Annotated in this window: 25 protein-coding genes and 1 pseudogene; 7 read left to right on the top strand and 19 right to left on the bottom strand. The window is 67.1% G+C overall.

Annotation, left to right across the window (positions count from 1 at the left end):
• Nucleotides 1–12 precede the first annotated feature (12 nt).
• The gene (locus tag A5646_RS01080) at nt 13–963 is read left to right on the top strand and encodes an NAD-dependent epimerase/dehydratase family protein (protein WP_066876033.1); all 951 of its coding nucleotides are present in this window, start codon (nt 13–15) and stop codon (nt 961–963) included.
• On the top strand, nt 960–1,385 hold the full coding sequence (locus A5646_RS01075; RefSeq protein WP_066871372.1) for an SRPBCC family protein: 426 nt from the start codon (nt 960–962) through the stop codon (nt 1,383–1,385). Before A5646_RS01080 ends, A5646_RS01075 begins: the two co-directional genes overlap by 4 nt.
• Nucleotides 1,386–1,433: 48 nt before the next feature.
• Here the strand turns inward: A5646_RS01075 and A5646_RS29690 are convergent.
• The 4 genes and pseudogenes from A5646_RS29690 to A5646_RS01060 all read right to left on the bottom strand — a co-directional run.
• A pseudogene (locus tag A5646_RS29690) lies at nt 1,434–1,559 on the bottom strand (multicopper oxidase domain-containing protein); the annotation flags it as partial.
• Nucleotides 1,560–1,679: 120 nt separating this feature from the next.
• On the bottom strand, nt 1,680–2,585 hold the full coding sequence (locus tag A5646_RS01070) for a haloalkane dehalogenase (RefSeq protein ID WP_066871375.1): 906 nt from the start codon (nt 2,583–2,585) through the stop codon (nt 1,680–1,682).
• 108 nt (nt 2,586–2,693) lie between these two features.
• A complete protein-coding gene (locus A5646_RS01065; RefSeq protein ID WP_067019248.1) occupies nt 2,694–3,899 on the bottom strand; it encodes a MalY/PatB family protein in 1,206 nt (401 codons plus the stop codon).
• A 23-nt stretch (nt 3,900–3,922) separates the two neighbouring features.
• Nucleotides 3,923–5,020: a dihydrodipicolinate reductase gene (locus tag A5646_RS01060; RefSeq protein ID WP_067019245.1), complete on the bottom strand. Its 1,098-nt coding sequence runs from the start codon at nt 5,018–5,020 to the stop codon at nt 3,923–3,925.
• Nucleotides 5,021–5,260: 240 nt separating this feature from the next.
• Between A5646_RS01060 and A5646_RS01055 the strand changes: the two genes are divergently transcribed.
• The 3 genes from A5646_RS01055 to A5646_RS01045 are packed head-to-tail and all read left to right on the top strand — an operon-like array spanning nt 5,261 to nt 8,332.
• Nucleotides 5,261–6,238, top strand: a complete 978-nt coding sequence (locus tag A5646_RS01055) for an LLM class flavin-dependent oxidoreductase (protein ID WP_067019261.1) — start codon at nt 5,261–5,263, stop codon at nt 6,236–6,238.
• A gap of 12 nt (nt 6,239–6,250) precedes the next feature.
• Entirely contained in the window at nt 6,251–7,312 is a 1,062-nt protein-coding gene (locus tag A5646_RS01050; RefSeq protein ID WP_067019242.1) for a dihydrodipicolinate reductase, read from the top strand.
• A gap of 45 nt (nt 7,313–7,357) precedes the next feature.
• Entirely contained in the window at nt 7,358–8,332 is a 975-nt protein-coding gene (locus A5646_RS01045; RefSeq protein ID WP_067019239.1) for an LLM class flavin-dependent oxidoreductase, read from the top strand.
• Between the two features lie 3 nt (nt 8,333–8,335).
• Here the strand turns inward: A5646_RS01045 and A5646_RS01040 are convergent, their stop codons facing one another.
• Nucleotides 8,336–9,448, bottom strand: coding sequence for an ABC transporter substrate-binding protein (locus A5646_RS01040; protein WP_067019235.1), 1,113 nt, complete (start codon nt 9,446–9,448; stop codon nt 8,336–8,338).
• Between the two features lie 12 nt (nt 9,449–9,460).
• Entirely contained in the window at nt 9,461–10,246 is a 786-nt protein-coding gene (locus tag A5646_RS01035; protein WP_067019232.1) for a spirocyclase AveC family protein, read from the bottom strand.
• A 210-nt stretch (nt 10,247–10,456) separates the two neighbouring features.
• On the opposite strand from A5646_RS01035, the gene A5646_RS01030 reads away from it, so the two are divergent.
• A complete protein-coding gene (locus tag A5646_RS01030; RefSeq protein WP_067019229.1) occupies nt 10,457–11,107 on the top strand; it encodes a TetR/AcrR family transcriptional regulator in 651 nt (216 codons plus the stop codon).
• A 15-nt stretch (nt 11,108–11,122) separates the two neighbouring features.
• The gene (locus tag A5646_RS01025) at nt 11,123–12,325 is read left to right on the top strand and encodes a cytochrome P450 (protein WP_067019226.1); all 1,203 of its coding nucleotides are present in this window, start codon (nt 11,123–11,125) and stop codon (nt 12,323–12,325) included.
• An 80-nt stretch (nt 12,326–12,405) separates the two neighbouring features.
• Here the strand turns inward: A5646_RS01025 and A5646_RS01020 are convergent, their stop codons facing one another.
• The 13 genes from A5646_RS01020 to A5646_RS00960 all read right to left on the bottom strand — a co-directional run.
• The gene (locus A5646_RS01020; RefSeq protein WP_066871403.1) at nt 12,406–13,395 is read right to left on the bottom strand and encodes an alpha/beta fold hydrolase; all 990 of its coding nucleotides are present in this window, start codon (nt 13,393–13,395) and stop codon (nt 12,406–12,408) included.
• Between the two features lie 43 nt (nt 13,396–13,438).
• A complete protein-coding gene (locus tag A5646_RS01015; protein ID WP_066871405.1) occupies nt 13,439–13,957 on the bottom strand; it encodes a lipoprotein LpqH in 519 nt (172 codons plus the stop codon).
• Nucleotides 13,958–14,002: 45 nt separating this feature from the next.
• Nucleotides 14,003–14,728 (bottom strand): hypothetical protein, encoded by a 726-nt coding sequence (locus A5646_RS01010; RefSeq protein ID WP_067019223.1) that lies wholly within the window; start codon nt 14,726–14,728, stop codon nt 14,003–14,005.
• A 55-nt stretch (nt 14,729–14,783) separates the two neighbouring features.
• Nucleotides 14,784–15,566: an SDR family NAD(P)-dependent oxidoreductase gene (locus A5646_RS01005; protein WP_066871411.1), complete on the bottom strand. Its 783-nt coding sequence runs from the start codon at nt 15,564–15,566 to the stop codon at nt 14,784–14,786.
• Between the two features lie 55 nt (nt 15,567–15,621).
• Nucleotides 15,622–16,350 (bottom strand): sulfite exporter TauE/SafE family protein, encoded by a 729-nt coding sequence (locus A5646_RS01000; protein ID WP_066871414.1) that lies wholly within the window; start codon nt 16,348–16,350, stop codon nt 15,622–15,624.
• A 302-nt stretch (nt 16,351–16,652) separates the two neighbouring features.
• Nucleotides 16,653–17,507 (bottom strand): sulfurtransferase, encoded by an 855-nt coding sequence (locus A5646_RS00995; RefSeq protein WP_066871417.1) that lies wholly within the window; start codon nt 17,505–17,507, stop codon nt 16,653–16,655.
• A gap of 85 nt (nt 17,508–17,592) precedes the next feature.
• Complete coding sequence (locus A5646_RS00990; RefSeq protein ID WP_066871420.1) at nt 17,593–18,738, bottom strand: glycosyltransferase; 1,146 nt, start codon at nt 18,736–18,738, stop codon at nt 17,593–17,595.
• Nucleotides 18,739–18,868: 130 nt separating this feature from the next.
• Nucleotides 18,869–19,657 (bottom strand): acetolactate decarboxylase, encoded by a 789-nt coding sequence (budA, locus tag A5646_RS00985; RefSeq protein ID WP_067019219.1) that lies wholly within the window; start codon nt 19,655–19,657, stop codon nt 18,869–18,871.
• A 5-nt stretch (nt 19,658–19,662) separates the two neighbouring features.
• Nucleotides 19,663–21,345, bottom strand: coding sequence for an acetolactate synthase AlsS (gene alsS / locus A5646_RS00980; protein ID WP_066871426.1), 1,683 nt, complete (start codon nt 21,343–21,345; stop codon nt 19,663–19,665).
• A 26-nt stretch (nt 21,346–21,371) separates the two neighbouring features.
• Nucleotides 21,372–22,895 (bottom strand): FAD-dependent monooxygenase, encoded by a 1,524-nt coding sequence (locus A5646_RS00975; RefSeq protein WP_067019216.1) that lies wholly within the window; start codon nt 22,893–22,895, stop codon nt 21,372–21,374.
• Nucleotides 22,888–23,520 (bottom strand): TetR/AcrR family transcriptional regulator, encoded by a 633-nt coding sequence (locus A5646_RS00970; RefSeq protein WP_067019212.1) that lies wholly within the window; start codon nt 23,518–23,520, stop codon nt 22,888–22,890. Before A5646_RS00970 ends, A5646_RS00975 begins: the two co-directional genes overlap by 8 nt.
• A 60-nt stretch (nt 23,521–23,580) precedes the next feature.
• The gene (locus A5646_RS00965; RefSeq protein ID WP_067019210.1) at nt 23,581–24,762 is read right to left on the bottom strand and encodes an AAA family ATPase; all 1,182 of its coding nucleotides are present in this window, start codon (nt 24,760–24,762) and stop codon (nt 23,581–23,583) included.
• Nucleotides 24,763–24,795: 33 nt separating this feature from the next.
• Nucleotides 24,796–25,636: cation:proton antiporter (locus A5646_RS00960; protein ID WP_197505084.1), on the bottom strand; the 841-nt coding region annotated here is incomplete at its 5' end.

Below are 25,636 nucleotides of genomic sequence, written 5' to 3'. Positions count from 1 at the left end.
TGAAGGAGAAACATGTCCGTGAAAGTTGTTGTCGGAGCCGGTGGTGCGGGTGTAGCGACCGCTGAGCTGCTCGCCGACTCTGGCCATGAGGTACGGCTGATCACCCGGCGCGGCAGCGGTCCGAGCCATCCGCAGATCCGGCGGATCGCGGTTGATGCGTCGAAAACCGACGAGTTGGTGGGTGCGCTCAAGGGGGTCACTACCCTCTACAACTGCGCCGCCCCGCCGTATCACCTGTGGCGCACGCGCCTTCCCGCCCTCGCTTCCGGCATGCTCAACGCCGCGATCGCGGCTGGGGCGGATTACGTGATGTTGGGCAATCTGTACGGCTACGGCCCCGTGACCGGCTCGATCACCGAACACTCGCCGCTGAAACCGAACTCGATAAAAGGCGAACTGCGCGCAGAAGTCTGGATGCAGGCAAAGGCCGCGCATGACGCCGGCCGGGTCCGCGCAACCGAGGTCCGCGCCAGCGATTTCATCGGCCGTGGCGCCATCTCGGTGTTCACGATCATGGTCGCGCCCAAGGTGCTTGCCGGCAAAACAGCACTATTCCCGGCCGATCTCGATGCGCCACACAGCTGGACCGGAACCGTCGATGCCGCGCGCGCTCTGGTCGCTGCGGGCGCCGACGAGCGTAGTTGGGGACGACCGTGGCACGTTCCGACCAACCCCGCGGTGTCGCCGCGCCAGTTGGCGACGGTATTGGCCGACTGCGCTCGAGTCGGCGCACCCAAGCTCCGCCGCATGCCGGGCTGGTTGCTGGCTGCGGCGGCGTTGGGCTCCAAAGTGGTCCGCGAGTTGCCCGAGATGCAGTATCAGCTCCAAAAGCCGTTCGTGATGGATTCCTCGGAGACTGCGCACACGTTCGGCCTGACCCCGACTGCGCTTGACGAGATCCTGCATGACGGCCTTTCCCACGGGCGCGGCCCTATCGCGACAGCTCGCGGAACGCGATCATGACGCAAGTCCACGAATGCTGCGAACTGGGTGCGTCGGTGCACCAGGTGTGGAGGCTAGTCGCCGATTTCGGCGGATTCGTCGAGATGCTGGTCGCCTCGCGTGACGGCACGGTCAGGACCCGCGGGGCCGGTATCGGGATGCTTCGCACCGTCACGGTCGATGGCGAGTGCATGGTCGAACGGCTCGACGAGATCGACGAGGAGCAATGGCGAACCCGTTACTCCATGATTATGACCGGACCGTTTCCCGTGGCCGATTACCGGGCAACCATCACCTTGCATCCGCTCGGCGAGAACAGGTGCGCGCTGAGTTGGGTGGGCTCCTTCATCCCCGTCGGTGCCAACGAATCCGATGCCGCAGCGGCGGTGCGCTCGGTCTACAGCGAGGGAATGGCATTGATGCGCGGCCGGTTTGGGAGCTGACACGGTCTGCCCGCACGGGACCCACTCAGACCGTGACGAAGTCGGCCATCATCGCCATGTCCTCGTGCTCGAGGTGTGGCAATGGACCAGATACGTTCCGCGATAGTCGGTGAACCGCACGATCACTTCCACCGCTTCAGCCGGTGCAACGTCGATGGTGTCCTTCCAACCATGATCGAAGCGCCGGGGGGTCTGTTGTTGCGCGAAGACTTGAAAGTGGTTGAGATGGACATGATCGGATCACGTCGAGCGCCATCCGACCCGTGGGTTGTCGAAGGTCATGGTCTGGCGGCTTCAGCGCCAGGCCTGCTGCCAAGACTGGATGCGTTCGGCCAGTTCGGGCCCGCGGTCCTCCTGGATGAAGTGGCTGGCGTTGATGCGGGCGTGTGGCTGGCCCGCGGCCCCGGGAATGTGCTTGATCAGTGCGCTGTCCGCCCGCCCGAGGATCGGATCGCGGGCCCCGAAGATGGCGAGGAACGGCTTTTCCCAGCGGCCGAGGGCGTCCCAGGCCTTCCTGTTGGCCGGGATCGCCGGATCGGTGGGCGAGGTGGGGACCAGCCGAGGGAACGCCCGCGCCCCGGCCTGATACGACTTGTCGGGGAAGGGCGCGTCGTACCCGGCGCGGACCTTCGACGGCACCCGGCGAACGGTCCCGGCGCTGACGATGCGGCCCGCGGGCAGCACGGGGGAGTAGCGGGCGAAGGCGCGCCAGGCATAGAAGGCGGGCGGGGTGCGCCGTTGCGCCGTGGGCAGGAAACCGTTGGCCACCACCAGCCGCCCGATGCGGTCGGACTGCTCGGCGGCGATGCGCAGCCCGATCAACGATCCCCAGTCCTGCACGAACAACGTGACGTCCCTGAGGTTGAGGTGCTCGAACCAGGAGGTCACCCATTCGACGTGCCGCTGGTAGGTGTAGTCCTCGACCCGGCTGGGCTTGTCCGAACGGCCGAAACCGATCAGATCGGGTGCCAGCACACGGTTCCCGGCGTCGGTGAGGGGAGGGATCATCGTGCGGTAGAGGTAGCTCCACGTGGGCTCGCCGTGCAAAAGCACGATCGGCGGCCCTTCGATCGTCCCCTCGTCGAGGTAGTGCATGCGCAGCGGGCGAGTGTCACTTGCGGTTACGTCCAGGTAGTGCCCAACGAACGGGTAGTCCTCCAGGTTTTCGAATCGGGAGTCCGGGGTTCGCAGCACATGCATATTCAGCTCCTCCGGTGAACCGGCACCTCTGCTAGCCTCTCTCGCCGGCGCGAGTTCGTCTAGTAGCAGATTCATTGAGGTGAGCCCAAAGGGCTACAACGCCATTGCCTAGCGCGCGTCGGCCAAGGCCCGGCCCATGCGCGACAGGGCCTCGCGCAGAATGACTTGCGAGGTGGCGAAGTTCAATCGCACGTGTCCGTTTCCGCCGGTTCCGAACACGTGGCCGGAACTGAGCGCTACCCGCGCGTGATCGAGGAACCAGCGGGCGGGCCCGGACAGGTCGGCGACCACCGCAAGGCCGTCGGCGGCCTCCTCGACGAAACCGAGTTCCCGGCAATCAAGCCACGCGAGGTAGGTGCCTTGCGGCCATTGGTATTTCACTCCGGGAAGGTGTTCGGCGACCAGCTCGCCCAGCAATGTCCGGTTCTCGTCGAGGCCCCGCAAGGTCGCGTCGAGCCAGCCGGCGCCGCTGCGAAATGCCTCGGCGTGGGCGATTACGCCGAGATGGCTGGGCCCGTGGCTGACCTCCTCGGGCATCCTGTTCAGGTCGGCGGCCGCCTCCGGTCCGGCGATCGCCAGGGCCGCTTTCAAACCGGACAGATTCCAAGCCTTCGACGCCGAGGTCAGGGCGAAGGCGTTCTCGGCGCCGGGGACGGTGAGAAAGGGCGTGAAGCGCGATCCGGGCAGGATGACGGGCGCGTGGATCTCGTCGGACACCACCCGCACGCCGAACCGCCGGGCGAGCTCGGCGACCCCGCGCAGTTCGTCGGCGGTGTGTACCGATCCGGTCGGGTTGTGGGGATTGCACAACAGATAGGCGACCTTCGCGTCGCTGGGAGCCCCCGCACGGGCCCGAACAAAGGCATTCTCCAAGGCGCCCAAGTCAATTCGCCCATCGCGCAGCGGCGCCTCGATCACCTGACGGCCGTCGTGGGTGACGAAAGCGTAGAACGGCGCGTAGACCGGCGGGTTGACGACGACCGCGTCGCCGCGATCGGTCAGCAGGCGCAACACCTCGACGACACCGAGCATGACGTCGGGAACCAGCGCTGTGCGGCTCACGTCGAGATCGTTCCACTGCCAATGCCGCGCCGCGAATTCGCTGACCGCTTCGGCCAGCGCGGTGCCGCAGGGATATCCGGTGTCGCCGCCGTCGATGGCCTCGCGTAGCGCCTGCGCTACCGTCGGCGCCAATTTCACGTCCATCTCGGCGACCCACAGCGGCAGGACGTCGGCGGGATGTGCGCGCCATTTCATGCTGGTGCGCAGCCGCAGCTGGGCCAGGGTGAGTTCCTCGAGCGGATTAACCGTCACGCCCGCAGAGTAACCGGCGTGACCTACCCGCCGACAAACGCTTTTTGCGGGATCGTCAACGGCAGGTCCACCGAACTGAGCAATCCCGGTTGGGCGGCAACGACATACGGCACGGCGTTGACGACGCGCATCGCGGTGGCGACCATGGCGCCCGCCCCGGACGTCATCCTACCGATGCCCGCCTTCGCGGGATCTTTCAGCGTCGCCGCCAGCGTGCAGTCGATGTCCGGATCGCCGGAAATCATCACGCGATAGGACAGATCGCCAATCCCTTTGGGCCACTCGGGGGCGACGTCGTGCGCCAGCCGGGTCACGTGCTCGATGACGATGGCCTCCCGGCCGTCGACCACGCCGATCGCCTGCATCCGCAGCGCGCCGCAGGTCCCGGCCTCGACCGTGCCCATCGCCACCTCCAGCGTCCGGTCGGTGACCGCGCGATCGAAACCCTCGCGGACTTCCTGCACCTCGACCCCCAACGCGTCGGCGATCAGGCGGATCTGCCCCTGCCATTCGCCCGCGATGGCGCCGGGGTAGCCGATCCAGGGCTGGTAGTCGAGCGGGCGGCCGAAACCCAGCGCGTCGCTCATGATGTCGGGCACCCCGTAGTCGTCGTACAGGCCGATCTCGAAGGAGTGGATCTTGTCGATCGTCGACGACTGCGTGGACAGCACCAGCGGCAGATAGTCAGCGGCGAAACCCGGCTCGATTCCCGACGCGTACAGCGACACCTGGCCCTGCTTGGCCGCGGCGACCAGCTGGTCGCGCCATTCGGCGGGCTCGTAGGCATGCGGGTTGACCAACCGCGTAGTACTCGTGGTCACGACGTTGATCCCGGCTTCGAGCAGCTTGACGTAATCGGGGATGGCCAACGCGTCGCGCTCCGGCCCGCTGGCCGCATAGATGACGCAGTCGGGTTTGGCCGCGATCAGCGCGTCGGCGTCGTTGGTGGCCCTCAGCCCGATCGGCTCACCGCCGGCCAGTTCACCGGCATCCTTGCCGACCTTCTCCGGCGAGTGCACCCACACGCCGACCAAGTCCAGATTGGGGCGCCGCGAAATGGCGCGGATGGCGATCGAGCCGATGCCTCCTGTTGCCCACACCACCACGCGATGAGCCGTCATCTTGTCCTCCTCAGGTGCGTGCGCGCCGCGCGAACGCGAAAGCCGGGGCGGCCGTTGCCTTTACGCCAACGGCGGGTGGCCGGTATCACCGAGCATTCGACTTGGAAACTACAACCGCGAATCGACGCGGTCAAGGGTTTAAGAAAGCGGGCACTATCTTAATGAACAAATTTTAGGTTAGTCTGCATCGGTGAGGCCCGACGAGCGTTTGGCATGTCGTCACATGGGCGACGCCTGCTGATGTTCACGCTTCGGTTCGACATGCGCGCCCCGCATTGGGGCGCACCGGCCGCCGATCTGTACGCCGCGGCCATCGACATGTGCGCATGGTCGGAAACGCGCGGCGCCGTGTTGGCGGTGCTCTCCGAGCACCACGGCACCGACGACGGTCATCTTCCCGTGCCGTTGCTGCTGGCGTCGGCGGTCGCGGCCCGAACACAAACCTTGGCCATCCTGCTGGCCGCGGTGCCGATACCGCTGTGGGATCCCGTCCGGCTCGCCGAGGAAATCGCCGTGTTGGACCTGATCAGCAAGGGGCGGGTGTCCTATGCGTTCGGGGTCGGGCACCGAATCCAGGAGTACGACCACTTCGGCATCGACATGGCCGGCCGCGGCCGGGCAGCGGATGAAATCCTTGCCGTGCTCGGCCCGCTGGTGCGCGGTGAACCCGTCGAATATCGCGGCCGCACGGTCCGCGTCACCCCGGCATGTGGATCGGCCAACGGACCGATGGTGCTCATCGCCGGCGGCAGCAAGGCCGCCGCACGACGCGCCGGTGCCCTCGGACTCGGCTTCATTTCCCAGACCGAGTCGCCCGGCTTGAAAGAGTTCTACGAAGAGCAATGCCGCGCCCACGGGCACGAACCGGGAATCATCCAGTTTCCCGTGCCGGGGCTTCCCACAACGGTTTTCGTTGCCGACGACGTCGATCAGGCCTGGGATGACTTGGGCCCGCACCTGTTGCACGACGCGCTCATGGCGGCGTCCTATCGCCCCGACGACGATTCGGTCGCCAGCATCACCCGCGCCGACAGCGTCGACGCGCTGCGCGAAGACGGCGGCCCGTACCGCATTTTCACCCCCGACGAGGCGATCGACTACATGCGCCCCGGGCGACTGTTGCCGTTGCATCCGCTGTGTGGCGGCGTCGCACCGGAGGTGGCCTGGCCCTATCTCGAGCGCGCCGCGGCCGCCGCCGCGCGGGCGCACGACCAGTGAGGAGAGCTGCTGATGCGGGTTGTCGTGTGGTCGACGGGGGGAGTCGGGTCGAACGCGATCGATGCCATCCGGCGCCGCCCCGACCTGAAACTGGTTGGCGTGTGGGTACATTCGCCCGACAAGGTCGGCAAGGACGCCGGCGAGCTGGCCGGCGGGGCGCCGCTGGGAGTGTTCGCCACCGACGACGCCGACGCGCTGATCGCGTGCCGGCCCCACTGTGTGGTGTATGCGGCCAGCGGTCCCGAACGCGACGGCGCGGCGGTGCCCGACTATGTGCGCCTGCTGTCGGCCGGCATCAACGTAGTGTCGACGTCGTCGACCAGCCTGGTATACCCGCCGTCCTACTTCGCGCCGAACTGGCGCGATGAATTGGACGGCGCGGCCAAAGCGGGTCGGGCGTCGTTCTACGCGTCGGGCATCTTTCCCGGCTTCGCCTCCGATCAGCTCGCGTTGCTGTTGACCACGCAGTCCAAGAGCATCCGCCGGATCACGGCCAGCGAGGTCGCGCTCAACGACCACTACCCGGTCGCCGACGTGATGATGGACGGGATGGGCTTTGGCCGGCCGCTCGAGTTCGAGCCGATGCTCAAGAACCCCGGCTTCATCGAATTAGCTTGGCAAGCACCGATTTACCTCATGGCGGCGGGACTCGGTGTCGAGGTGGAGGAGATACGCGGTTCGCTCGACCGTGAGCTGACGGACCGGGACATCGAGGTCGCCTTCGGCACGATAAGAGCGGGCACCTGCGGCGCGGTGCGCACGCGCGCCGCGGGGGTGGTCAACGGCCGCGAGGCCATCGTGATCGAGCACGTCATCCGGATGGCCCGCGACGTCGCCCCCGCCTGGCCGGCGTCGGCCTGCGACGCCACCTATCGGGTCGACATCGAGGGAGATCCCGACATCCACTGCGAGCTGACGCTGGGCGATACCGAAGGACACGGGGCCGGGCGGGCCGCCATGGCGGCCACGGCCATGCGCGTGGTCAACGCGATCCCGTATGTCGTCGAGGCGCCGCCGGGGCTGCTGAGCTCGCTGGACATTCCCATGGCGCTGCCGCTTTACGCCTTCGACTGAAGGTGTAACGTGCATCACCAAGATTAGGCCACCTAGGAGTTTGCCGTGTACACACTGCGCTTCGACATGCGCGATCCCGAATGGGCTGCGCCCCCAACCGATCTGTACGCCGCGGCTCCCGAGATGTCCGCGTGGGCCGAGGAGCACGGTGGTCTGGCGGCCGTCCTGTGTGAGCATCACGGGTCCGACGACGGCTACCTGCCGTCACCGTTCCTGCTGGCCTCGGCGGTGGCGGCGCGAACCCAGCGCCTGGCGCTGAGCCTCATTTTGATCCTCCCGTTCTACGAAACGGTCCGCCTCGCCGAGGACATGGCGGTGCTCGACATCATCAGCAACGGGCGGGCGTCGTACATCCTGGCCCTGGGCTACCGGCCCGAGGAGTTCGAGCACTTCGGCGTGCCGATCAAGAAGCGCGGCCGCCTCTGCGACGAGAAACTCGCGCTGCTGCGGCGACTGCTCGCCGGTGAAACCGTCGTCGAGGACGGGCGGTCGATCACCGTGACGCCTCGGCCGCTGACGCCCGGCGGGCCGGGACTGATGTGGGGTGGCGGAACGGTCGCGGCGGCCCGCCGGGCCGGCAGATACGGACTGGGCATGCTGGGCAACGCCAACGCGCCGGGCATGCGCGAGGCCTACGAGGAGGCCTGCCGCGAGCACGGTCATCAGCCCGGACCGACGATGTTTCCCGACCGCAACACGCCTTCGGTGGTGTTCGTCGCAGACGACGTCGATCAGGCATGGAAAGAGATCGGCGAGCATCTGCTGCACGACGTGCGAACGTATGCCGCGTGGAATCCCGGGGACGAGACGACGGCCGGCTTTTCGCACGTCAACACCATCGACGAGCTGCGTGAGACACCGACGTCGCACGTGATCATCTCTGTGCCCGAAGCGATTTCGCGCGTCAAGGCCGGTCAGGTGCTCAACCTGTCACCGCTGTGCGGCGGGCTGCCGCCGGACATCGCGTGGCCGTATCTGAAGCGGGTGGGCGAGGTCGTGCTGCCCGAGGCCTTCGGCTGACCCCTACTCCTCGCCGAACCGGTCGACGAGGTGTGAGTTGACTCCGTCTGGGTCGAGCCGCCGCGCCACCAGGTAACCCGCGCCCACCCAGGCGCGGCGCGACCAGTTACCGAACGACACCCGCGTTCCCGGGGCGCCGGATGCGGCCGGCATCATCTTGACCCGTTCGAGCGCCTCCTTCACGCCGCGCGGGCTCAACGGGTGGGCGTCGGCCAGCGCCCGCAGCAGCGTGTGCGCGACGTCCCGATTGACCACGGGCACACACCATTCCGGTCGCCGGCCGTAGGCCTCGTTGTACTCGTCGAGGAAGTTCTGCCCGACCGTGTTGCCTTCGTCGTACTGGTCGACGCCGGTCCAGCCCATGAACGCATTCCACATGATGGGGTTGAGCCAGGCGTTCTGGAAGGCGGTACCGCAAAACCGGGGCGGATCCCAGCCCAGCGCCTGCAGCGCCGGGTTGACGAACACGATCCCGAAGCCGAATCCGCAGTGCACGATCGCCTGCGCCTTCGCGTCGTGCAGCGCCTGGACCGCGGCCGTCACGTCCCCGGCGGTCTGGGCGATCGACGCCTCGGCCACGATGCGAATGTTCTTGCGCTTGCACGCATCCCGGAAGTTCTTCAGATATGCCTCGCCGACCAGGGACTGCTCCACGAGCACGCCGACCTCGGTGTGACCGCCCTTGGCGAGCAGGTCGGACCAGAAGATCGGCTCGTCGGTGTGCGAGCCCATCGGGTAGGCGAAGAACCACTCGCCGAGCGCGGCGTCGGACCCGGTCACGCTGATGCAGGGGACCTTGAAGCGCTCCTCGATGGCCTCTCGGGTCGGGATCGCGTTGTCCCCGATATTGGGCCCGAAGATGGCCAGGCAACCCGCGTCGCACAACTCGCCGTAGGCGTCGATGACCGCTTTGACCGATCCCTTGGGTAGACCCTCCACTTCGCGGTAGATGATCTCGATCGGTCGATCGATCAGCCCTTGCTCGACGCCCTTCTTGAAGACCAGATCGAACGGTTGCGTCAGGTCCTCGAAATAGGTCTTCGGAAAGCCCTGGGGCAAGCGGAAGTCCATCAGATAGCCGATTTTGATCGGCTCCGCGGTGCTCTCGTAACCCATGTGATCGCTGCCTTATTTGGGTTGGTTGGGGACGCCCGGATACAGCTGCTCGGTCGGCCCCGCGGTGACGTAGCCGCCCAGCTTCGTGATGAGGTGCGGCGCGAACACCGCGCCGTAGACCAGGTGTCCGACGACGATGGCGGCCAGGATCGAGAGCACCGCGGACTGGCCGCGGCTCTTCGCCCTCTTATCCGCCCACATGTCGATGACGTTGCGTCCTTGCGCATCGGTGCGCCCGAGCAGATACGTGAACAGCATCATCTGGATGCCCATGGCCAGCGAGTCGTAGAGCGGGTACTGGTGCTTGGTTCCCTCGAAGATCGCGAGGCCGGGAATCACGTACCCGTAGTAGAAGTTGCCGAGCTGGGCGCCGGTGAAGGCGTTGAAAAACAATGCCCAGCAGATACCGACGACCAGCCCGACCACCAGCAGGGTAATCGGCCTGCGCCAGTTGAACTTTGCGCTCAGCCACCGTCCGAGGGCGGCCCCGGTCACCGCAGGGATGATGAAGTAGGAGACGTAACCGATCGGCACCGCTAACGGCAACCCGCCCCACGTCACGTTCAACGGCCACCAGGACGGCATGCGCGGCAGCGCGGGTGGAAACTGTGCATACATCGCCCAGTCGTAGGGTGACTCGATCCAGGAGAACGAGATCGCCGAAATGCCGAGAAGCAACAGCGGGTGGATGCGGCGGCGCCGGTAGCTCAGGTAGATCCCCGCGATCAGGAACGCGATGCTCGCGATGTAGGAAAAGTACTGGGCCCCGGCCATCGCGGGCGTCATCTGGGTGTTCACCGGCGACCCTCGTCGCTCGGCGCGCGCCGCGCCTCGGGGTCGAAGCGCAGCACCAGGCCGAATATCAGAACAATCAGTCCGAACAGCGTGCCGAGCATGATGACAGCGCCCATGGTGTCACCCTTCCGATGGTTTCGCTTTAAGGTAGTGGATACTATCCTATCGAGATAGTGGATACTATCCCGAAGGCCGTTCGAGGAGTGGACATCGGTGCCCCAGCGAGCAATTAAGCAGCCGACACCGACCACGGTGGCGCGTCGTCCCCGTGGCGAGCCGCGCCGGCTTCTGCTCGACGCCGCCCGGGAGCTCTTCGCCGGCCAGGACTATCGCAGCACCACGACACGTGAGATCGCCCAGGCTGCCGGCGTCACCGAACACCTGCTGTTCCGCAACTTCGGTTCGAAGGCCGCGTTGTTCCGCGAGGCGCTCGTCGTCCCCTTCGTGAGCTTCGTCGACGAATTCGGCCAGACCTGGCAGTCGGTGGTTCCCGAGGAGACCGACGAGCAGGAACTGACCCGGCGGTTCGTCTCGAACCTCTACGACGTGTTCGTCGAACATCAGGGTCTGCTGTTGACGCTGATGGCCGCCGACAGTCTCAGCGACGACGAGAAGGTCGACGCCGGCATTGCCGAGATCCGCCGGGCGGTCACGGTGCTGGGCCAAATCAGCGTGGAAGGCATGCAATTACGGGGATTGCGGTCCGATCACCCCGACCTGCCCGCGCACTCGACCGTATCGATAATCGCCGGCATGGCTGCGCTGCGCTCCACCTACTTCGGCAACAATCCACCGCCGCGGGAGGTGATCGTTGAGGAACTCGTCCAAGCACTCCTACATGGCTTCTTGCACCGCAACGACTGAGATAGGGATCCGACAATGACAAGCCCCAGCGCCGTCGAGTTGTACTACGACCCGTTCGATGTCGAGATCGACGACAACCCGTACCCGGTGTGGAAGCGGATGCGCGAAGAGGCCCCGCTGTACTACAACGAGAAGTACAACTTCTATGCGCTGAGCCGGTACGACGACGTGGTGCGTGAACTGCCGAACTGGGAGACCTACCGGTCCGGCCGCGGCACCACCGCCGACATTCTGTTCGCGAATATCGAAGTGCCGCCGGGCATTCTGCTGTTCGAAGATCCTCCGCTGCACGATCTGCACCGCAAACTGCTGTCTCGCGTCTTCACGCCCCGGCGCATGCTGGCGGTAGAGGACCTGGTGCGCGGCTTCTGTGTCCGCGAACTGGACCCGCTGGTCGGACAGGGCGGTTTCGATTTCATCGCCGATCTCGGTGCGATGATGCCGATGCGGACCATCGGATATCTCTTGGGCATTCCCGAGGCCGATCAGGAAAAGATCCGCGACCGCAGCGTCGCCAACATCGAACTGTCCAGGGATAGCGACCCAGCCGCGGTCGATGCCAATGTGTTCGCGAATTCCATTGCCTTGTTTGCCGAATACATCGAGTGGCGGGCCGATCATCCCTCCGACGACCTGATGACGGAGTTGCTGCGGGCCGAGATCGACGAGCCGGACGGGACGCGGCGCCCGCTGTCGCGGACGGAGGTGCTGTCCTACACCGCGATGATCGCCGGTGCCGGCAACGAAACCACCGCCCGCCTCATCGGTTTCATGGGCCAACTGTTGTCGGATCACCCGGATCAACGCCGCGAGCTCGTTGCGGACCCGTCGCTGATCCCCGGGGCGATCGAGGAGACGCTGCGGTACGAGCCGCCGTCACCGGTGCAGGCCCGTTACGTGGCGCGGGATGCCGAGCACTATGGGCGCGTGGTTCCCGAGGGGTCGTTCATGCTGCTGCTGAACGCGTCGGCCAACCGCGACGAAAGTCACTTCCCGGATGCGGATTGCTACGACATCCACCGCCGCGGAAGCCATCTCAGCTTCGGGCAGGGCCTGCACTTCTGCCTGGGTTCGGCGCTGGCGCGTCTTGAGGCGCGGGTGGCCTTCGAGGAAGTGCTGAAGCGTTGGCCGGACTGGGAAGTCGACTACGCGAACGCCCAGCGGGCGCACACCGCGAGCGTGCGCGGCTGGGCGCGCCTGCCCGTCGTCACGCCATAGGTTTGGGGCTTTTCGTCGCCGAGTGTGAAGTTAGTTTCACCCTCGGCGACGAGCGTGAAGTTAGTTTCACGTTCGGCGAGCTAGGAGCCGCTCTGGTCCACCAAGACCGCGCCGTCGGGCTGGTTTCCCAAGGTCTGCAACGAAATATCGTCGCCTTGGGCGGTAAGGCGCACGATCTCGGCCAGTTGCCCCGGTGCGTCGCACTGCAGATAGTGGTCGGCGCCCGGAATCACCCAGTAGCGGTTGCGGCCCGGCTTGTTCCTTAGATACGTCTGCCAGACGTGGTTGGGGACCCGCAACGGTGCCACGTTGTCGTGGACGCCCCAAATCACCGTCGTGTTGACGTCGCTCGTGGAAAGCGCTTCCAGCCAACCCGTTTCGTCGGCGGCGCGCTCGTGCAGATACTGGATGGTGTCGGGCAGCACCCGGATTCCGTCATTGTGGGCAAAGCTTTTCGCCAGGGCGGCGATCTCCGGGTCTTCCAGCGTGCGTCGCGGCATGAACGTGCTCGCGCCCATGCCGGCCGCCAGCATCTCGGGCGTCGTCGCCGCCGCGGTGGCGCGCGCGGTCGCGGGGTCGAGCAGCGCGGTCTGGAATGCGGTGAGGTTGGCCAGCGGAAGGTAGATGTTGGCGTTGGTCAAGATCAGGTCGACGGGTGCGGCCGACGGGTCCAGGGCGGCCAGCATGCTCACCGCGATCATGCCGACGCTGGTACCGCGGTCATGGGTCAGCATGCGGTATTCGGTGAGTCTCCACACTTGCGTGATCGCATGGACGAGCAGGCGCGCGTCGTCGTAGAGCGAGTACGTGTAGGGCTCGGGTGGTTTGTCGGAAAGTCCGTAGCCGGGAAAGTCCAGCAGGTAGATGTCGAACTCCGCGCTCAGTTCACCCGCCAGTGCGAAATAGTCGATGCTGCTGGTCGGAAAGCCGTGCACCAACACCAATGCGGGCGCGCCGACGGTGCCGCACCGGCGCGTGAACACCGCGACCTCTGCGCCGTCGTTGGCCGCGGTCGTCGAGCGCCATCGCAGCTCGGTGCCGCCGTCTTGCCACTGCGCAAAGATGTCCAAGCTGTCAGCATCGCAGAGGCCGTCGTGGCAGACAACTATCTGCCTACGGGCACGTCACGTGAATGCCGAAGGTGACGTCCCGCAAACCACTTTGGCCGGGTGTGGTCGCCTGGCCGGTCCCGGTCACCGTATAACTCTTGCCGTCCTTGGTCGCTTGCACCTGAGTCGGCGATTTCGTTCCCTGGTAAGGCAATTGGTACTGGCCGTTGTCCAACTTGAGCGAAATGGCGAAGCCGTCGACGGTGGGTGGTTGCTCGTCGGACACGGCCAGCGACACCGATGCGGCATCGTCGTGCACGCTGATCCGGGTGGTCAGGTCGCCCGATTCCGGGGGAGACGCACTCGGTTGGGCCGCCGACCGGGTGCAGTCCACGGCGGCGATCATCGTGTGCTTGTTCCCGTCGATCATGACGGTGGTGCTCGCCAACGCCGGGCCCGAACTCGGGGCGGCGGCCGGGTGATCCCCCTTGGATAAGCACGCCGGCAGGCCGACCGCCAACGCCACCAGGCCGAGGGCGACAGCCGTGTGCGCGACGCACCGCCGATTGTTCCGATTCGTCATCCGTGTCCTCCGCTAGACGCTCAAGAGGACTATAAAGCCTGTTCGTTACGGCCAGGCGTCCCAGCTGATCATGCTGCGCAGCGGCCCGGCGAACACCGGCCGCACCGCCGTTGAACGCCAACGCTCTTCGATGATCGGGGCCAACGCCCCGGTCGTGGTCAGCGGATCCTGGTCGAGGTAGATCACGGTGATGTACTGGTGGTCGGTTCGCCAGCCCCGGGGCAGGTGGCTCCAGCCGGTGCTGGAACTGAACGTCCACGCGCCGGCCGTGACCGGCGTCGCCAGCAGCGCCGGATAGTGCTCGGCATGCAACCACTGCAGCCAGTCGTCCGCCCGGCCGTCGGTGGGTTCCTCAACGATCAGCACGACGCCGCGGTGCGGGCGGAACGGCACCACCTCGGGCGAAACGAGCGCGTGTGGCGAGGATCGCCACTGCAGCAGCCGCAGCCCGGCCACTTGCAGGGATGGCCTGACGACGGGGAAGCGGCCGTTGTCGCGCAGGGTGCGTCCGAGGGTCACGAAGTCGTCGAAGGTCTTCTCGACGGGGTCGGTGACGAGATACTGCACGGCGTTGCCGATCTCGCCCAGGGGTCCCTCGGACGCGAGGCGGCGGTTGGGGTAGTCGCCGTCGGCGATCCAGCGCAACCCGTGCACGATGCCGGGCAGCTGGTATTGCTCGGGCATGTGGTCCAGCAGGTGCCAACGCAGATAACTGTCGTCGTCGGCCGGTGCGGCGGCGGTGAGGCTGAATATGCCTGCCCTGACCCGCATCACGTGGAGCCTCCGGCGGGCGGATGCAGTTCGACCGACAGCTTGGCGGGCCCGCTCATCCCTGCATGTACCCTCCGGCGTCGACGGGGATCGATTGGCCCGTGATGGTTCGGCTGTCGTCGCTGGCGAGGAACAACGCCAGGTTGGCGACGTCGTCGGGGGAGGAGATGTCCTGCAAGGCAACGCCTTTGAGTTGCTTCGCGCGAACCGTGTCGACGTCGACGCCTTGCTCGGTCGCGGTGCGTTGCAACCAGTTGCGCCACAGCTCGGTGTCGATGGCCCCGGGGACGATGCAGTTGCACCGGATGCCGTGCGGGCCGACCTCGAGCGCGACGGCCTTGGTGAACGCGCGCAGGGACGCCTTGGCGGTGACATAGTGCGTCTTGCGGACCATGCCGGAATAACTGACCGTGGACGAGAAGTTCAGGATCGCGCCGCTGCGGCGCTGCAGCATCGAGCGGTTGAGGACCTCGCGGGTGCACAGCATCGCGGCCGTGACGTCGATGGCGAAGGTGGCGTTCCAGTTGTCCAGCGTCTGCTCCCAGATCCAGCGGTCCTGGCCGGGCGCGGCGGCGTTGTTGCACAGGATGTCGACGTGGCCGAACTCGTCGACCGCCCGCGCCACCATGGCCGCGACGTCATTCTCATCGGTCACGTCGGCGCGCATGGCGATGGCACCGGGGCCGGCCGCACGGGCGGCGGCGTGGACCAGCTCTTCACGTCGGGCGGCCAGCAATACCTTGGCGCCCTCACGGACGAACCGCGAGCCCAGCACCGGGCCCAGGCCGGTGCTGGCACCAGTGACGATCGCGACCTTGCCGTCGAGCCGGCCGGTCATTGCGTGGACTTACCAAGCGGATTCATGCCGGGGCAGATTCTAGCGCCCACATGATTCAGCAGGTCGCCGTCGCGATGAACATGCCGACGGCGGCGACCACGAGCACCAGATCGATCAGCATCGCGTAATGACGGGGATGGGCTCGGCGCACGATGGAACGCGTGACGAAGGGTCCGATCATCAAGGCGGCGCCGATGACCAGTCCACGGGCTGCGACGGTGAGGTTGAGCGCACCCAACTGACCGAAGGTGCTGATCTTGCCGGCGTAGAGCACCAGGGCGCTGGCGGCCTCGGACCCGAGAAAGGCGCCGCCGGTGAGCCCGTAACCGGTGAAGATGGGAACGCTCAGCGGCCCCGTGGACAGGACCATACCGGTGAGGAAGCCGACGACGGCGCCGGCGATGGCCAGGTGGCGCAGCCGCACCCGCCATTGCCGAGCCGCCGCGACCCTGCGCACCGGAATCATCGCGAGGAAAAACACGCCGAGCAGGCCGTCGACCACCGCCTGCGGGATGCTCAGCAAGGTGTTGGCGCCGAGCACGGCGGCCGGAGTTCCCGGCAACGCATAGGCGAGCACTGGTCGCCATCGAATCTGCCGCCACCAGGCGGCAACTCGGGCGACATTGGCCATGACCGCCGCAATGCCCATGACGGGCACCGCGATTCGCGGGCCGTACATCATGACCAGCGCGGGCAGCAGCACCAGCGACGATCCGGTGCCTACCAGTCCACCGAGCGCACCGGCGCCCAGGGCGATGAGAAAGAGAACGCAAAGAGCCAGCATGAAAGGACCTTCTCGGCGGCGCGCGGCGCACCGGCCGGGGTCCTCCAGGCTTTTGTCCGTTCAGATGACCGCGTCCCGTCCGGGGGCGCGGTGGCGCCGCTCGGACCAGGCACTCGAAAGTCGGAACCCTAGGCGCTATCGACCACAGGCTACCAAAGATCAATGCCCGCAGCGTCCGTCGGAGGTGAGGCCGCTCGGGTGAACGAGTACTTCGACCATTAGGTCCTTCTCAAATCCGCTAGCGCCCGTGCTAGGGCGTTCCAGAACCGCCCTATGGTCGGTCGCCGCACGACCAGACGCGGCTATTCGTCGCCGCGTTCCACCGGCCTGTCAGGATCCGAGCTCCACTCCGACCACGACCCCGGATACAACGCAGCCTCCCGGCCTGCCGCGGCCAGCGCCGCGATGGTGACCGCCGCGGTGACGCCCGACCCGCAGTAGGCGGCCACCGCGTCGTGACGCTCGATTGCGCGATCGGACAACAGTTGTGCGAGTGCGTCGTCGTCGAGGAAAGTGCCATCGGCGGCGAGGACCGACGTGCTGGGCAGATTCTTCGCGCCGGGAATGTGGCCGGCGACCGGATCGAGGGGCTCCACGTCGCCGCGGTAGCGCTCCGGTGCGCGCGCATCAAGCAGCGTCACGGTGCCTTCGGCGACCCGCTCGGCCATCAGCGTGGGGCGGGCTCCGGCATACAGATCATCTTGGGGCACAGTTACATTCCCGGGCGCCGGATCGACCGGCCCGGTCTCGAGGCGTTGCCCGGCCGAGCGCCACGCGGCCAGGCCGCCGTCCAGAATGCGGACGTTGTCGATGCCGGCCGCGGTGAGCACCCACCAGGCCCGCGCGGAACCGGCGCGATTCCAGTCGTCGTAGACCACCACCAGGCCGCCCTGCCGAATCCCCCAGCGGCGCGCGGCGGCCTCCAGGGCACGACCAGACGGCAGTGGGTGACGGCCTCGGCCGAACACCGTGTGGTCGCTGAGCTCGTCGTCGAGCGACACGTACACCGCGCCCGGAATGTGCCCGTCCAGGTAGGCTGCCCGCCCGTCGGGAGCGTCGACCCGCCAGCGCACGTCCAGGATGGTCACCGGGTCGCCTGCCGAAATGATGTCCGCCAACTCGGCGGCGGTGATCAATACCTGAGTGCGTGCTCCCACCGGATCCTCCTCATCGGTCTCCAGCGAGCCTAGCCAGCACCCCGGGCATACCGGGGGACGTGGGCGGCGTCGGACTTCTGAAACGCTAGGCGGTCTGTTCGGAACGACCGGTCGGGTCGTCGAAGGCCGGCGCCCCGAGCGACGCCAGCATGCCGGCCGCGGCGCGGTGCCAGGTGAAGTCCTCGGCGCGGCGTCGCGCGGAGATGCGTCGCTCCCGCTCGGGCCGACTGGCGATGGCGCTGACCGCTTTTGCGATGGCGGCCGGGTCATTGTCGGCCGACGCCCCGCTGTCCGGCGTGATGATCTCCGTAAGCGCCGACGTTCGCGAAACCACGGCGGGCGTTCCGCACGCCAGCGACTCCAACGCGGCCAGCCCGAACGTCTCGTGCGGCCCCGGCGCCAGCGTCACATCGGCCGAGGCCAACAACTGCGCCACCGCGGTGCGATCGGAGACGAAACCGGTGAAGTCGATCGGCAGGCGCGCGGCCTGTCGCTCCAGCCTGGACCGCAACGGCCCCTCGCCGACGACCACCAGCCGCGCGTCGATACCGGCGTGGCGCAGCGCACCGAGTGCATCGATGCTGCGGTCGACCCGCTTTTCCACCGACAGCCGCCCGCAGTGCACCAGCAACAGCTGCGTCGGTGCGGCCCACCGTTCGCGCACCAGATAGGAGTGGCGGCGCGGATGAAACGTCTGCAGGTCCACACCGAGCGGGACGGTAACGGTGTTGTCGGCGCCGATCCGGTCGAATTCCTCGCGGGCGAAACCGGTGGTGCACACCACGGTGTCGTAGTTCGCCGCGGTGCGCGCGTTGGCGATGTCGGCGAACTTCTGCGCGGCTCTCCGCGGAAGAACCTGTCCGACAAGGCGATCCAAGCGCTCATGAGAGATCATCACCGTCGTGGCGCCGTGATCGCGTCCCCACCGGCCGAGCGACCGCAGGGTGAGGCGGTCCGAAACCTCCAATGCGTCGGGTCGCAGGGCTGCCAGTAGCGCCTTCACCCGTCCCGGCAGCACCGCCCGATAGCCGCCGGTGAAAGGAATCAGGCGGGCCGGCAACGTGATTCGCACCACGCCGGTGTACAGCTGGGCGCGCTCGGCGCATTGACCGGGAACGATCAAGAACACCTCGTGGCCGCTGGCGCAATATTCCGCGCCCAACCGGTCGATCGCGGTGCGGAGGCCGCCGGAGCGAGGGCCATAGAAATTGGCGACCTGTACAACGCGCATAACGTGAGGACACGCGGTGCGCGTGTGCACTCATCAATGCGGGACCGACGGGTGCCTTAACACTGCGTGAACTTCGCTTGCACGGTTGCCCGCGTCGTCCGCAATCGGCATGCTGACGGCCGCGTTCGGGTCAGTCGCCTTTAGGGCCTTCGGCTTTGCTGATCCGCTCGGCGAGGTCGGCGCCCGACAGCTGTGCGTCGAGGAACGCACCGGACCGGGGCAGGCTCAGATGCAGCTGTGATGCCCCGCTGATCGCCACGGTGCCGCGATCGAGAGTGAAGTCGAGGATGTGGCCGCCGGCGCTGCGTTCGTTGTTGAGGAAGTGCAGGTGGTAGCCGGCCACGGAGATGCCCTGTTCGAAGTCGGGAGTGCGGAATCCGACCACGGTGCCCGACACGTCGGTGAAGACGGTCTCGGACTGCTCTTCGGTGGCCTGGGTCAACGGGGGATAGGGCGGCTGCTGCGCCATCACGGTGCGGGTGTGCAGTTCGCGGAACTGCCCGTCGACCCGGATGGCGTAGATCAGGTTGGGGCTTTCGATCTGGCGGTCGATCTCACTCGTCAAATCCATTCGGCGGGTGAGGGTTTGGATTGCGATCTCGAAGTCGGTGTGAAACCTGGTGACCGCCGCGAACGGTGTGCGGTCGGTCGCCGCCGCCCGGCTCGCGGATCCGTCCGCACGCAGCCGATAGCACACCCCGTCCAGCACCACCATCTCGCCGTCGAGATGGTTGAAGGTGCCCAGGCCGAAGTCACCGTGCCGCAGCAGATCGGCCACGGTGACGTCGCCGTCGTATACACCCTCGAGCAATGCGCTGATCGTGGAGAACTGATAGACCTCGTTGTCGGCGTCTTGATGCGCGAGAAGCCCTGTCGCCCAATTGCGGAATCGCTCGTACGCGCCGGAATGCTTGTCCATGATCCCTACTCGAACGGGTCGTCGTGTAATTGTTCGGCCAGGTCGACGTTGTGGCTGTAATCCACCGGAACGTCTATCAGCGAGGGTCCGTCCTCGGCCAACGCCTGGCGTAACGTGGCGCTGAACTCGTCCAGGCTGGTCACCCGATACCCATTGGCGCCGAAAGCCGCTGCGTAGGAGACGATGTCGTAGTCGCCGAGCTGGATCCCGGACTTGCGGCCGTATTTGAGGGCTTCCTGAAAGCCCACCATGTCGTAGGTGTTGTCGCGAAAGACGATGTGAGTGAACGACAAACCCAGCCGGGTTGCGGTCTCGAGCTCCTGGCTGGAGTACAGAAACCCACCGTCCCCGGAGACGGACACGACCGGCGTACCGGGCCGCGTCAGGCACGCGGCCATCGCCCAGGGCAGAGCAACCCCAAGGGTCTGCTGCCCATTGGAGAACAGCAGTCGGCGCGGCTCGTATACGCGGAAGTGGCGGGCCATGTAGATGTAGACCGAGCCGATGTCGCAGGCGATGGTGGCATCGTCGACCAGTTCCTCGCGCAGCCGCAGCACAACGGCGACCGGATTGAGGCCGGCGCCCTCCGGCTTTCGAGAGCCCGCGGTGATATCGATGTGCGACAAGCGTTTTCGCAGCACGTCGATCTCGTCTTGATATTCGTTCGCGAGGGTGAGGTCGGTGAGTGTGTCCGTCAAGGCGGCGAGAGTGGCAGCGATGTCGCCCAGCAACTCGTTCGTCGGCTGATAGTTGTTGTCGATCCCGGCCGGAATCGAGTCGATGTGCACCACGGTGCGGTCGACGTCGCTGTTCCACAGTCCCGGGTCATATTCGACGGCGTCGTAGCCGACAGTGACCAGGACGTCGGCTTGACCGACGATGACATCGCCGGGCTGGTTGCGGAACAGGCCGACCCGGCCCAAGAAGTTGTCTTCCAGCGATCGTGACACCACCCCGGCGGCCTGAAACGTCTCCACCACCGGCAGACCCGTGGTGGCGATCAGGGCGCGCAGCGCCAGGCAGCTGTCCGGATCGGCGCCGCGGCTACCGACGAGAAGCGCGGGGCGGCGCGCGGCCCGGATCACCTCGGTGGCCCTGCGGATAGCGGACGCCGGGGCCGCCGCCAACTCGGGGATCGGAAGGCGGCGGGTGATGCCCGCTGTCGTGGGTGCGGCCAACACGTCGGCGGGCAGCACGACGGCGGCCGCTCCGCGCGGCTCGGCGACCGCGGCGCGAAAGGCGGTGACGGTGGCCTCGGCGACATCGTTGGGGTCGTTGACCTCTCCGGTGAACTTGGTCACCGTCTTGAGCAATGCGGCGGCGTCCATCGACTGATGCGTCCGCTTGAGCCGGTCCTCCCGGCGCACCGCGCCGCATAGCGCGACCACCGAGTCCTGTTCGGTGTTGGCGGTCAGCAGACCGGTGGCCAGGTTCGCGGTGCCGGGCCCGGACGTCACCAGTACGACGCCAGGGATGCCGGTGAGCCGCCCGGTCGCTGCGGCCATGAACGCCGCGTTTTGTTCATGGCGGCACACGACGAGCTGCGGTCCACCGTCCACCAGGGCGTCGTACACGGCGTCGATCTTGGCGCCGGGCACACCGAATACGTACTGCACGCCCTGCGCCGATAAGACGTCGACGATCTTTTGGGCGCTGCGCACGGGCTCACCCTGTTCTGTGGACGCCATGTTGCCCAGTCTGGCCGCTGGCGCCGCTATGCGCTCGTCGGCGGCCCGAACCAACGCTGCAGCGCCGCGCGCAGGGCCGCCTCGTCGGCCGGCCCGAATTCGTCGGCGGCCCATGCGACATAGCCGTCCGGCCGGATCAGCAGCGCCGCGGCGGGCCGCTCGGCGATGCTCGCCGTGACGGTGTCGACACGATCGGTCCAGCCACTTGCCGTGTCCGCGACGGCGCCGTCGAGGTCGAGCAACACCGGGCGAGCGTCGTGCAGCAGCTCGGCGACGCGCCGGCCGTCATCGAGCCTTAGGTCCGGCACCAGGCAGCCCGACAGTCTATGGTCATCAGCTACGTCGTACCGAACATCGTTGCCGGCCAGCAGCTTCGCCATGTGCCGGGCGGCGTCGGGAAGGGCGAACAGTTCGCCCATGAGCGTTCGTAGCGCAGCGACTTCGGGCCCCGGCGCCATGAGGGCGGTCTGCGACATCGAGTGCATCATGACGCGCTGACCCACGGGGTGGCGCTCGGACTGGTAGGTGTCGAGCAGTCCGGCCGGCGCCGTTCCCATGAGCTCGGCCGCCAGCTTCCAGCCCAGGTTCATCGCGTCCTGCAGGCCAAGGTTCAGGCCCGGCCCGCCCATGGCGCTGTGCACATGGGCGGCATCGCCGAGCAGCAGAACGCGCTTGTCGCGGTAGCGCTCCGCGTGGCGTGTGTTCTGCCCGTTGATCCGGCGCAGCGCGTGGGGCCCCGGGCCTTTCGGTTCCTCGAACGGCAGATCCACGCCGAGGACGCGACGCGCGCTCTCGCGCAGTTCGGCCAGGCTCATCGGTTTGTCCTCCACCGGCGGCCCGAACTCGATGGTGCCGAACAGCGAGCGGCCCGGTTCGAACTCGGCATAGATCAGCCCGCCGCAATCCAATCGTGTGTGACCGAACGCAATCCGGCCGAACCCGGGAACTTCGATGCCGCCGTCGGCGCGGCGGAGTCCGTCGGGGATGTGCACGTGGGCCAGCCGCCCGACGGTCTGCGATGTGTACCCGGGAAACCCGATGCCCACGGTCTTGCGGACCAGGCTGCGCCCACCGTCGGCGCCCACCAGATAACCGGCGTCGATGCGATACTCGCGCTCCGGCGAGGACACGGTCACCGCAACGGAATCCGCTTCCTGCCGCAGGCCGGTGAGTTGGTGCGCCCAGCGGATGTCCACTCCGAGGTCCCGCGCCCGCTTCTCCAGTAGCCGTACCACCCGGGGCTGCTGGATGGGCAACGCGTACATCGGGTTATCGGGCACTTGGGAGAAGTTCAGCGTCATGGCCGCGAAGATCCACCCGTAGACCGGTTGCGGGGGATTGGGGTCACCGGTGAACTCCCGGTACAGGCCGCGCAAGTCGAGCATCCGAACCACTTGGCCGACAAGGCCGTTCGCCTTCGGCTCGGAGCTGGGACCGGGCAGGGCGTCCAACACGACGGGCCTGATGCCGGCCAGCGCCAATTCGCAGGCCACCAGCAGTCCGTTGGGCCCGGCGCCGGCGATGACGACGTCGGCGTGTTCGTCAGCCATGACGTGCCTTCTTTCTGGTGGGTTCGGGTAGTCCGGCGCTGACGGCGGCGAAGCCCTCGCGGATCAGGGCGGTGATGGCCACCGGCGGATCGGCCCGCACGTAGGCGTCGGCGGCGGCGTCGCCGACCGCCCGTACCACGGCCATCACCAACCGGGGGTACAGGTCGTGATCGGGGTCGGTCCCCGTGCGTTCGGCGATGACGTTGAGTAACTCGTCGAAGAGGTTGTGCGGCAACGAATTCCGCACTTGCGGATGCATGACGAGCTTGCGGACCTCGACGAGCTCTTGGCGGCTGGGGACGCGGTTCTCGTCACCGTGCACATCGCCGAAGTCGGCCTCCAGGGGTTCCAGCACGGCATGGGTGAGCGCGGTCCAGAGCGGTTCGTCGGCGGGCCGCTGCCGCAGCGCATCGACGCTGCGACGCACGCGTTCGGCCTGCCGGTAGGCCAGCGCCTCGTATTTGCCGCTGAAGTAGTTGTTGAACGTGCGCAGTGAGACGCCGGCCAGGTTGGCGACGTCCTCGCGCGTCACGTTTTCCAGGCCGCGCTCGAAAGCCAGCCGCAACGCGGCGTCACTGAGCGCGCGCCGGGTGTCGGCCTTCTTGCGCTCCCGGAGCCCGCTCATAGCGCCCAACGTACGCCGAACTTGCCCGGTGGGCAAGATTGCCTAGTGGGCAATTTTCGCCTAGCGCGTGCCCCAGTCCCACCGGGGTGTGGTGATCAGAGTCTGGCCGCTGATGCGTGTTTCGCCCCAGTCCTTGTACAGCTCGATTTCGACGGCCTCGCCGTCGGAGCCCTCGCCCAGCGGACTTGTGCCCAAGGATTCCAGCAGCGTGCGGGAGTGGGTGACCACCACGACCTGGGTCTTCGCGGCGGTGGTGCGGATCAGCGAGGCCAGCGGTGCCACCAGGTCGGGGTGCAGCGAGGTCTCGGGCTCGTTGAGCACCATCAGCGACGGCGGTTGCGGGCTCAACAGCGCGGCGGCCCACAGCAGGAAACGCAGTGTGCCATCGGATAACTCGGCTGCGCGCAGTGCGCGCAGCATGCCGCGCTGACGCAGCTGGAGGTCGAACAACCCATCATGGATGGCCACCGAGACGGTGGCGCCGTCGAACGCCTCGGCGACCGCCCGGGTCAGGTCGTCGAACCCCGATTCGAGGATCGTCTGGATCGCGGCCGCGAGGTCGCTGCCGTCGTCGGCGAGCACCGGGGTGCGGGTGCCCACCTGCGGGTGGCGCGCGGGCGCCCCCGCGTCCACCCGAAAGCCGTCGTAGAACCGCCAGCCGCGCAATCGTTCTCGCACGGCCGCCAGCTCGGGTAGCGCGTGCGGGTGGGCGTACTCGGCGAGCACGCTGTGATACGACGGCAGGGTCCGGGACAACTCGTCGAAACCGCCGCCGGAATCCGCGCTGGCCTCGGCGAAGACGCGCGATCGTCGCACCAGCGTCGTGCTGGGCCGCAGCACCGGACCGGCGAACAGCACCTCGCGTTTGATCTCCGGATCGCGGGCGAACACCGACTCCCCGGCAGACTGCGGCAGGCCCAGATCCACCAGGTAGCCGAAATCGTCTGCGGCGAAACCCATTTCGAGGGACACGGGCCGGGTGCGCACGGTGCCCTCGGTTTTCCCGGAGCGTCGCGCGCCGGCCGGCTGCTCGGGGCCGGCCCACAGCACCGATTGCAACCCGCCCTCGCGGGCCAGCGACCCGATCACCTCGCCGCGGCCGCAATCGGCTAGCAGCCGCAGCGCGCGATACAGCGACGACTTGCCGGCGCCGTTGGCGCCGGTGATCACCGACAGCCGGCCCAGCGGCAGGATCACCTCGCGCAGCGAGCGATACCCGCGGATCGCGACGGTGTGCAGCATGGGCCCGACTGTACGGTCGGGCACCGACGGGCCCTACTCCTCCTCGTCGCCGTCGTCGACCGCGGCGGCGAGAAGCTGCACTTCCTCGAGATCCATCTCGTTCTGCAACTCGCGCAACACGATGTCGTCGATCAGGTTCTGGTTGCGCAGCGCGGTGATCTCCCGGCGCTTGTGTTCGAGCACGCCCAGCCGCACCCGGCGGACCTTCTCACGACCCTTGAGGATGCGGGTGTCCGGCGAACCGTTTTCGGTCGCCAGGACCAACGCGGCCTTTTCCTCATATTCCTTCTGTAGCCGCCGCCTGAGCTCGTCGCTGAGGCCGACCTCGTCGGCGACCGTGGGCAGTGCGGCCAGGGCGGCCTGCGTGCCCCGACAACGAGCCAGTTGCAGCTCCTCGGCGTGGGTGGCGTCCTCGGGCATGTTCGCCCAGCGGACGACGGCGGGCAGCGTACTGCCCTGCACCAACACGGTCACCAGGATGACGACGGTGACGATGAAGATCAGCAGGCTGCGGTCGGGGAACGGCGCGCCGCTCAGCGTCGTTACCGGCACGGCCACCGCCGCGGCCAGCGAGACGGCGCCCCGGAATCCCGCCCAGACGGTGACGAAGCGTTGCCGCCAGGTGACCCGACGTTCGCGTTGCACCTCGCGGCGGTCGATGAGCCGGATCAGCAGCGTGGTGATTTCTCCCCAGAAGATGCGAGACACGATGACCACGCCGGTGATCACCAACGCCACGAACAAGGCGTGGCGAACTCCGCCGTCGACGCCCACGATGCCGCGCAGCGCACCTGGGATCTGGACGCCGACGAACACCCACAACGAGCCGTTGAGCAGGAATGTCGCGATGTCCCAGAAGGCGAAGGACTGCAGC

Source organism: Mycobacterium sp. 1245499.0, from assembly GCF_001673615.1.
In the GTDB taxonomy this organism is placed as follows: Bacteria; Actinomycetota; Actinomycetes; order Mycobacteriales; family Mycobacteriaceae; genus Mycobacterium; species Mycobacterium europaeum_A.
This window is presented reverse-complemented; position numbering and strand designations above follow the sequence as displayed.

Bases quoted from the DNA above. Each gene is read 5' to 3' on its own strand.
- A5646_RS01070 (WP_066871375.1), bottom strand. From the start codon at position 2,585: ATGCATGTGCTGCGAACCCCGGACTCCCGATTCGAAAACCTGGAGGAC.
- A5646_RS01005 (WP_066871411.1), bottom strand. From the start codon at position 15,566: ATGACCGGCCGGCTCGACGGCAAGGTCGCGATCGTCACTGGTGCCAGC.
- A5646_RS01015 (WP_066871405.1), bottom strand. From the start codon at position 13,957: ATGACGAATCGGAACAATCGGCGGTGCGTCGCGCACACGGCTGTCGCC.
- A5646_RS01080 (WP_066876033.1), top strand. From the start codon at position 13: ATGTCCGTGAAAGTTGTTGTCGGAGCCGGTGGTGCGGGTGTAGCGACC.
- alsS (WP_066871426.1), bottom strand. From the start codon at position 21,345: ATGGCGTCCACAGAACAGGGTGAGCCCGTGCGCAGCGCCCAAAAGATC.
- A5646_RS00990 (WP_066871420.1), bottom strand. From the start codon at position 18,738: ATGCGCGTTGTACAGGTCGCCAATTTCTATGGCCCTCGCTCCGGCGGC.
- A5646_RS01025 (WP_067019226.1), top strand. From the start codon at position 11,123: ATGACAAGCCCCAGCGCCGTCGAGTTGTACTACGACCCGTTCGATGTC.
- A5646_RS00970 (WP_067019212.1), bottom strand. From the start codon at position 23,520: ATGAGCGGGCTCCGGGAGCGCAAGAAGGCCGACACCCGGCGCGCGCTC.
- A5646_RS01010 (WP_067019223.1), bottom strand. From the start codon at position 14,728: ATGCGGGTCAGGGCAGGCATATTCAGCCTCACCGCCGCCGCACCGGCC.
- A5646_RS00975 (WP_067019216.1), bottom strand. From the start codon at position 22,895: ATGGCTGACGAACACGCCGACGTCGTCATCGCCGGCGCCGGGCCCAAC.
- A5646_RS01060 (WP_067019245.1), bottom strand. From the start codon at position 5,020: ATGACGGCTCATCGCGTGGTGGTGTGGGCAACAGGAGGCATCGGCTCG.
- A5646_RS00965 (WP_067019210.1), bottom strand. From the start codon at position 24,762: ATGCTGCACACCGTCGCGATCCGCGGGTATCGCTCGCTGCGCGAGGTG.
- A5646_RS01055 (WP_067019261.1), top strand. From the start codon at position 5,261: ATGTTCACGCTTCGGTTCGACATGCGCGCCCCGCATTGGGGCGCACCG.
- budA (WP_067019219.1), bottom strand. From the start codon at position 19,657: ATGGACAAGCATTCCGGCGCGTACGAGCGATTCCGCAATTGGGCGACA.
- A5646_RS01050 (WP_067019242.1), top strand. From the start codon at position 6,251: ATGCGGGTTGTCGTGTGGTCGACGGGGGGAGTCGGGTCGAACGCGATC.
- A5646_RS01075 (WP_066871372.1), top strand. From the start codon at position 960: ATGACGCAAGTCCACGAATGCTGCGAACTGGGTGCGTCGGTGCACCAG.
- A5646_RS01040 (WP_067019235.1), bottom strand. From the start codon at position 9,448: ATGGGTTACGAGAGCACCGCGGAGCCGATCAAAATCGGCTATCTGATG.
- A5646_RS01000 (WP_066871414.1), bottom strand. From the start codon at position 16,350: ATGCTGGCTCTTTGCGTTCTCTTTCTCATCGCCCTGGGCGCCGGTGCG.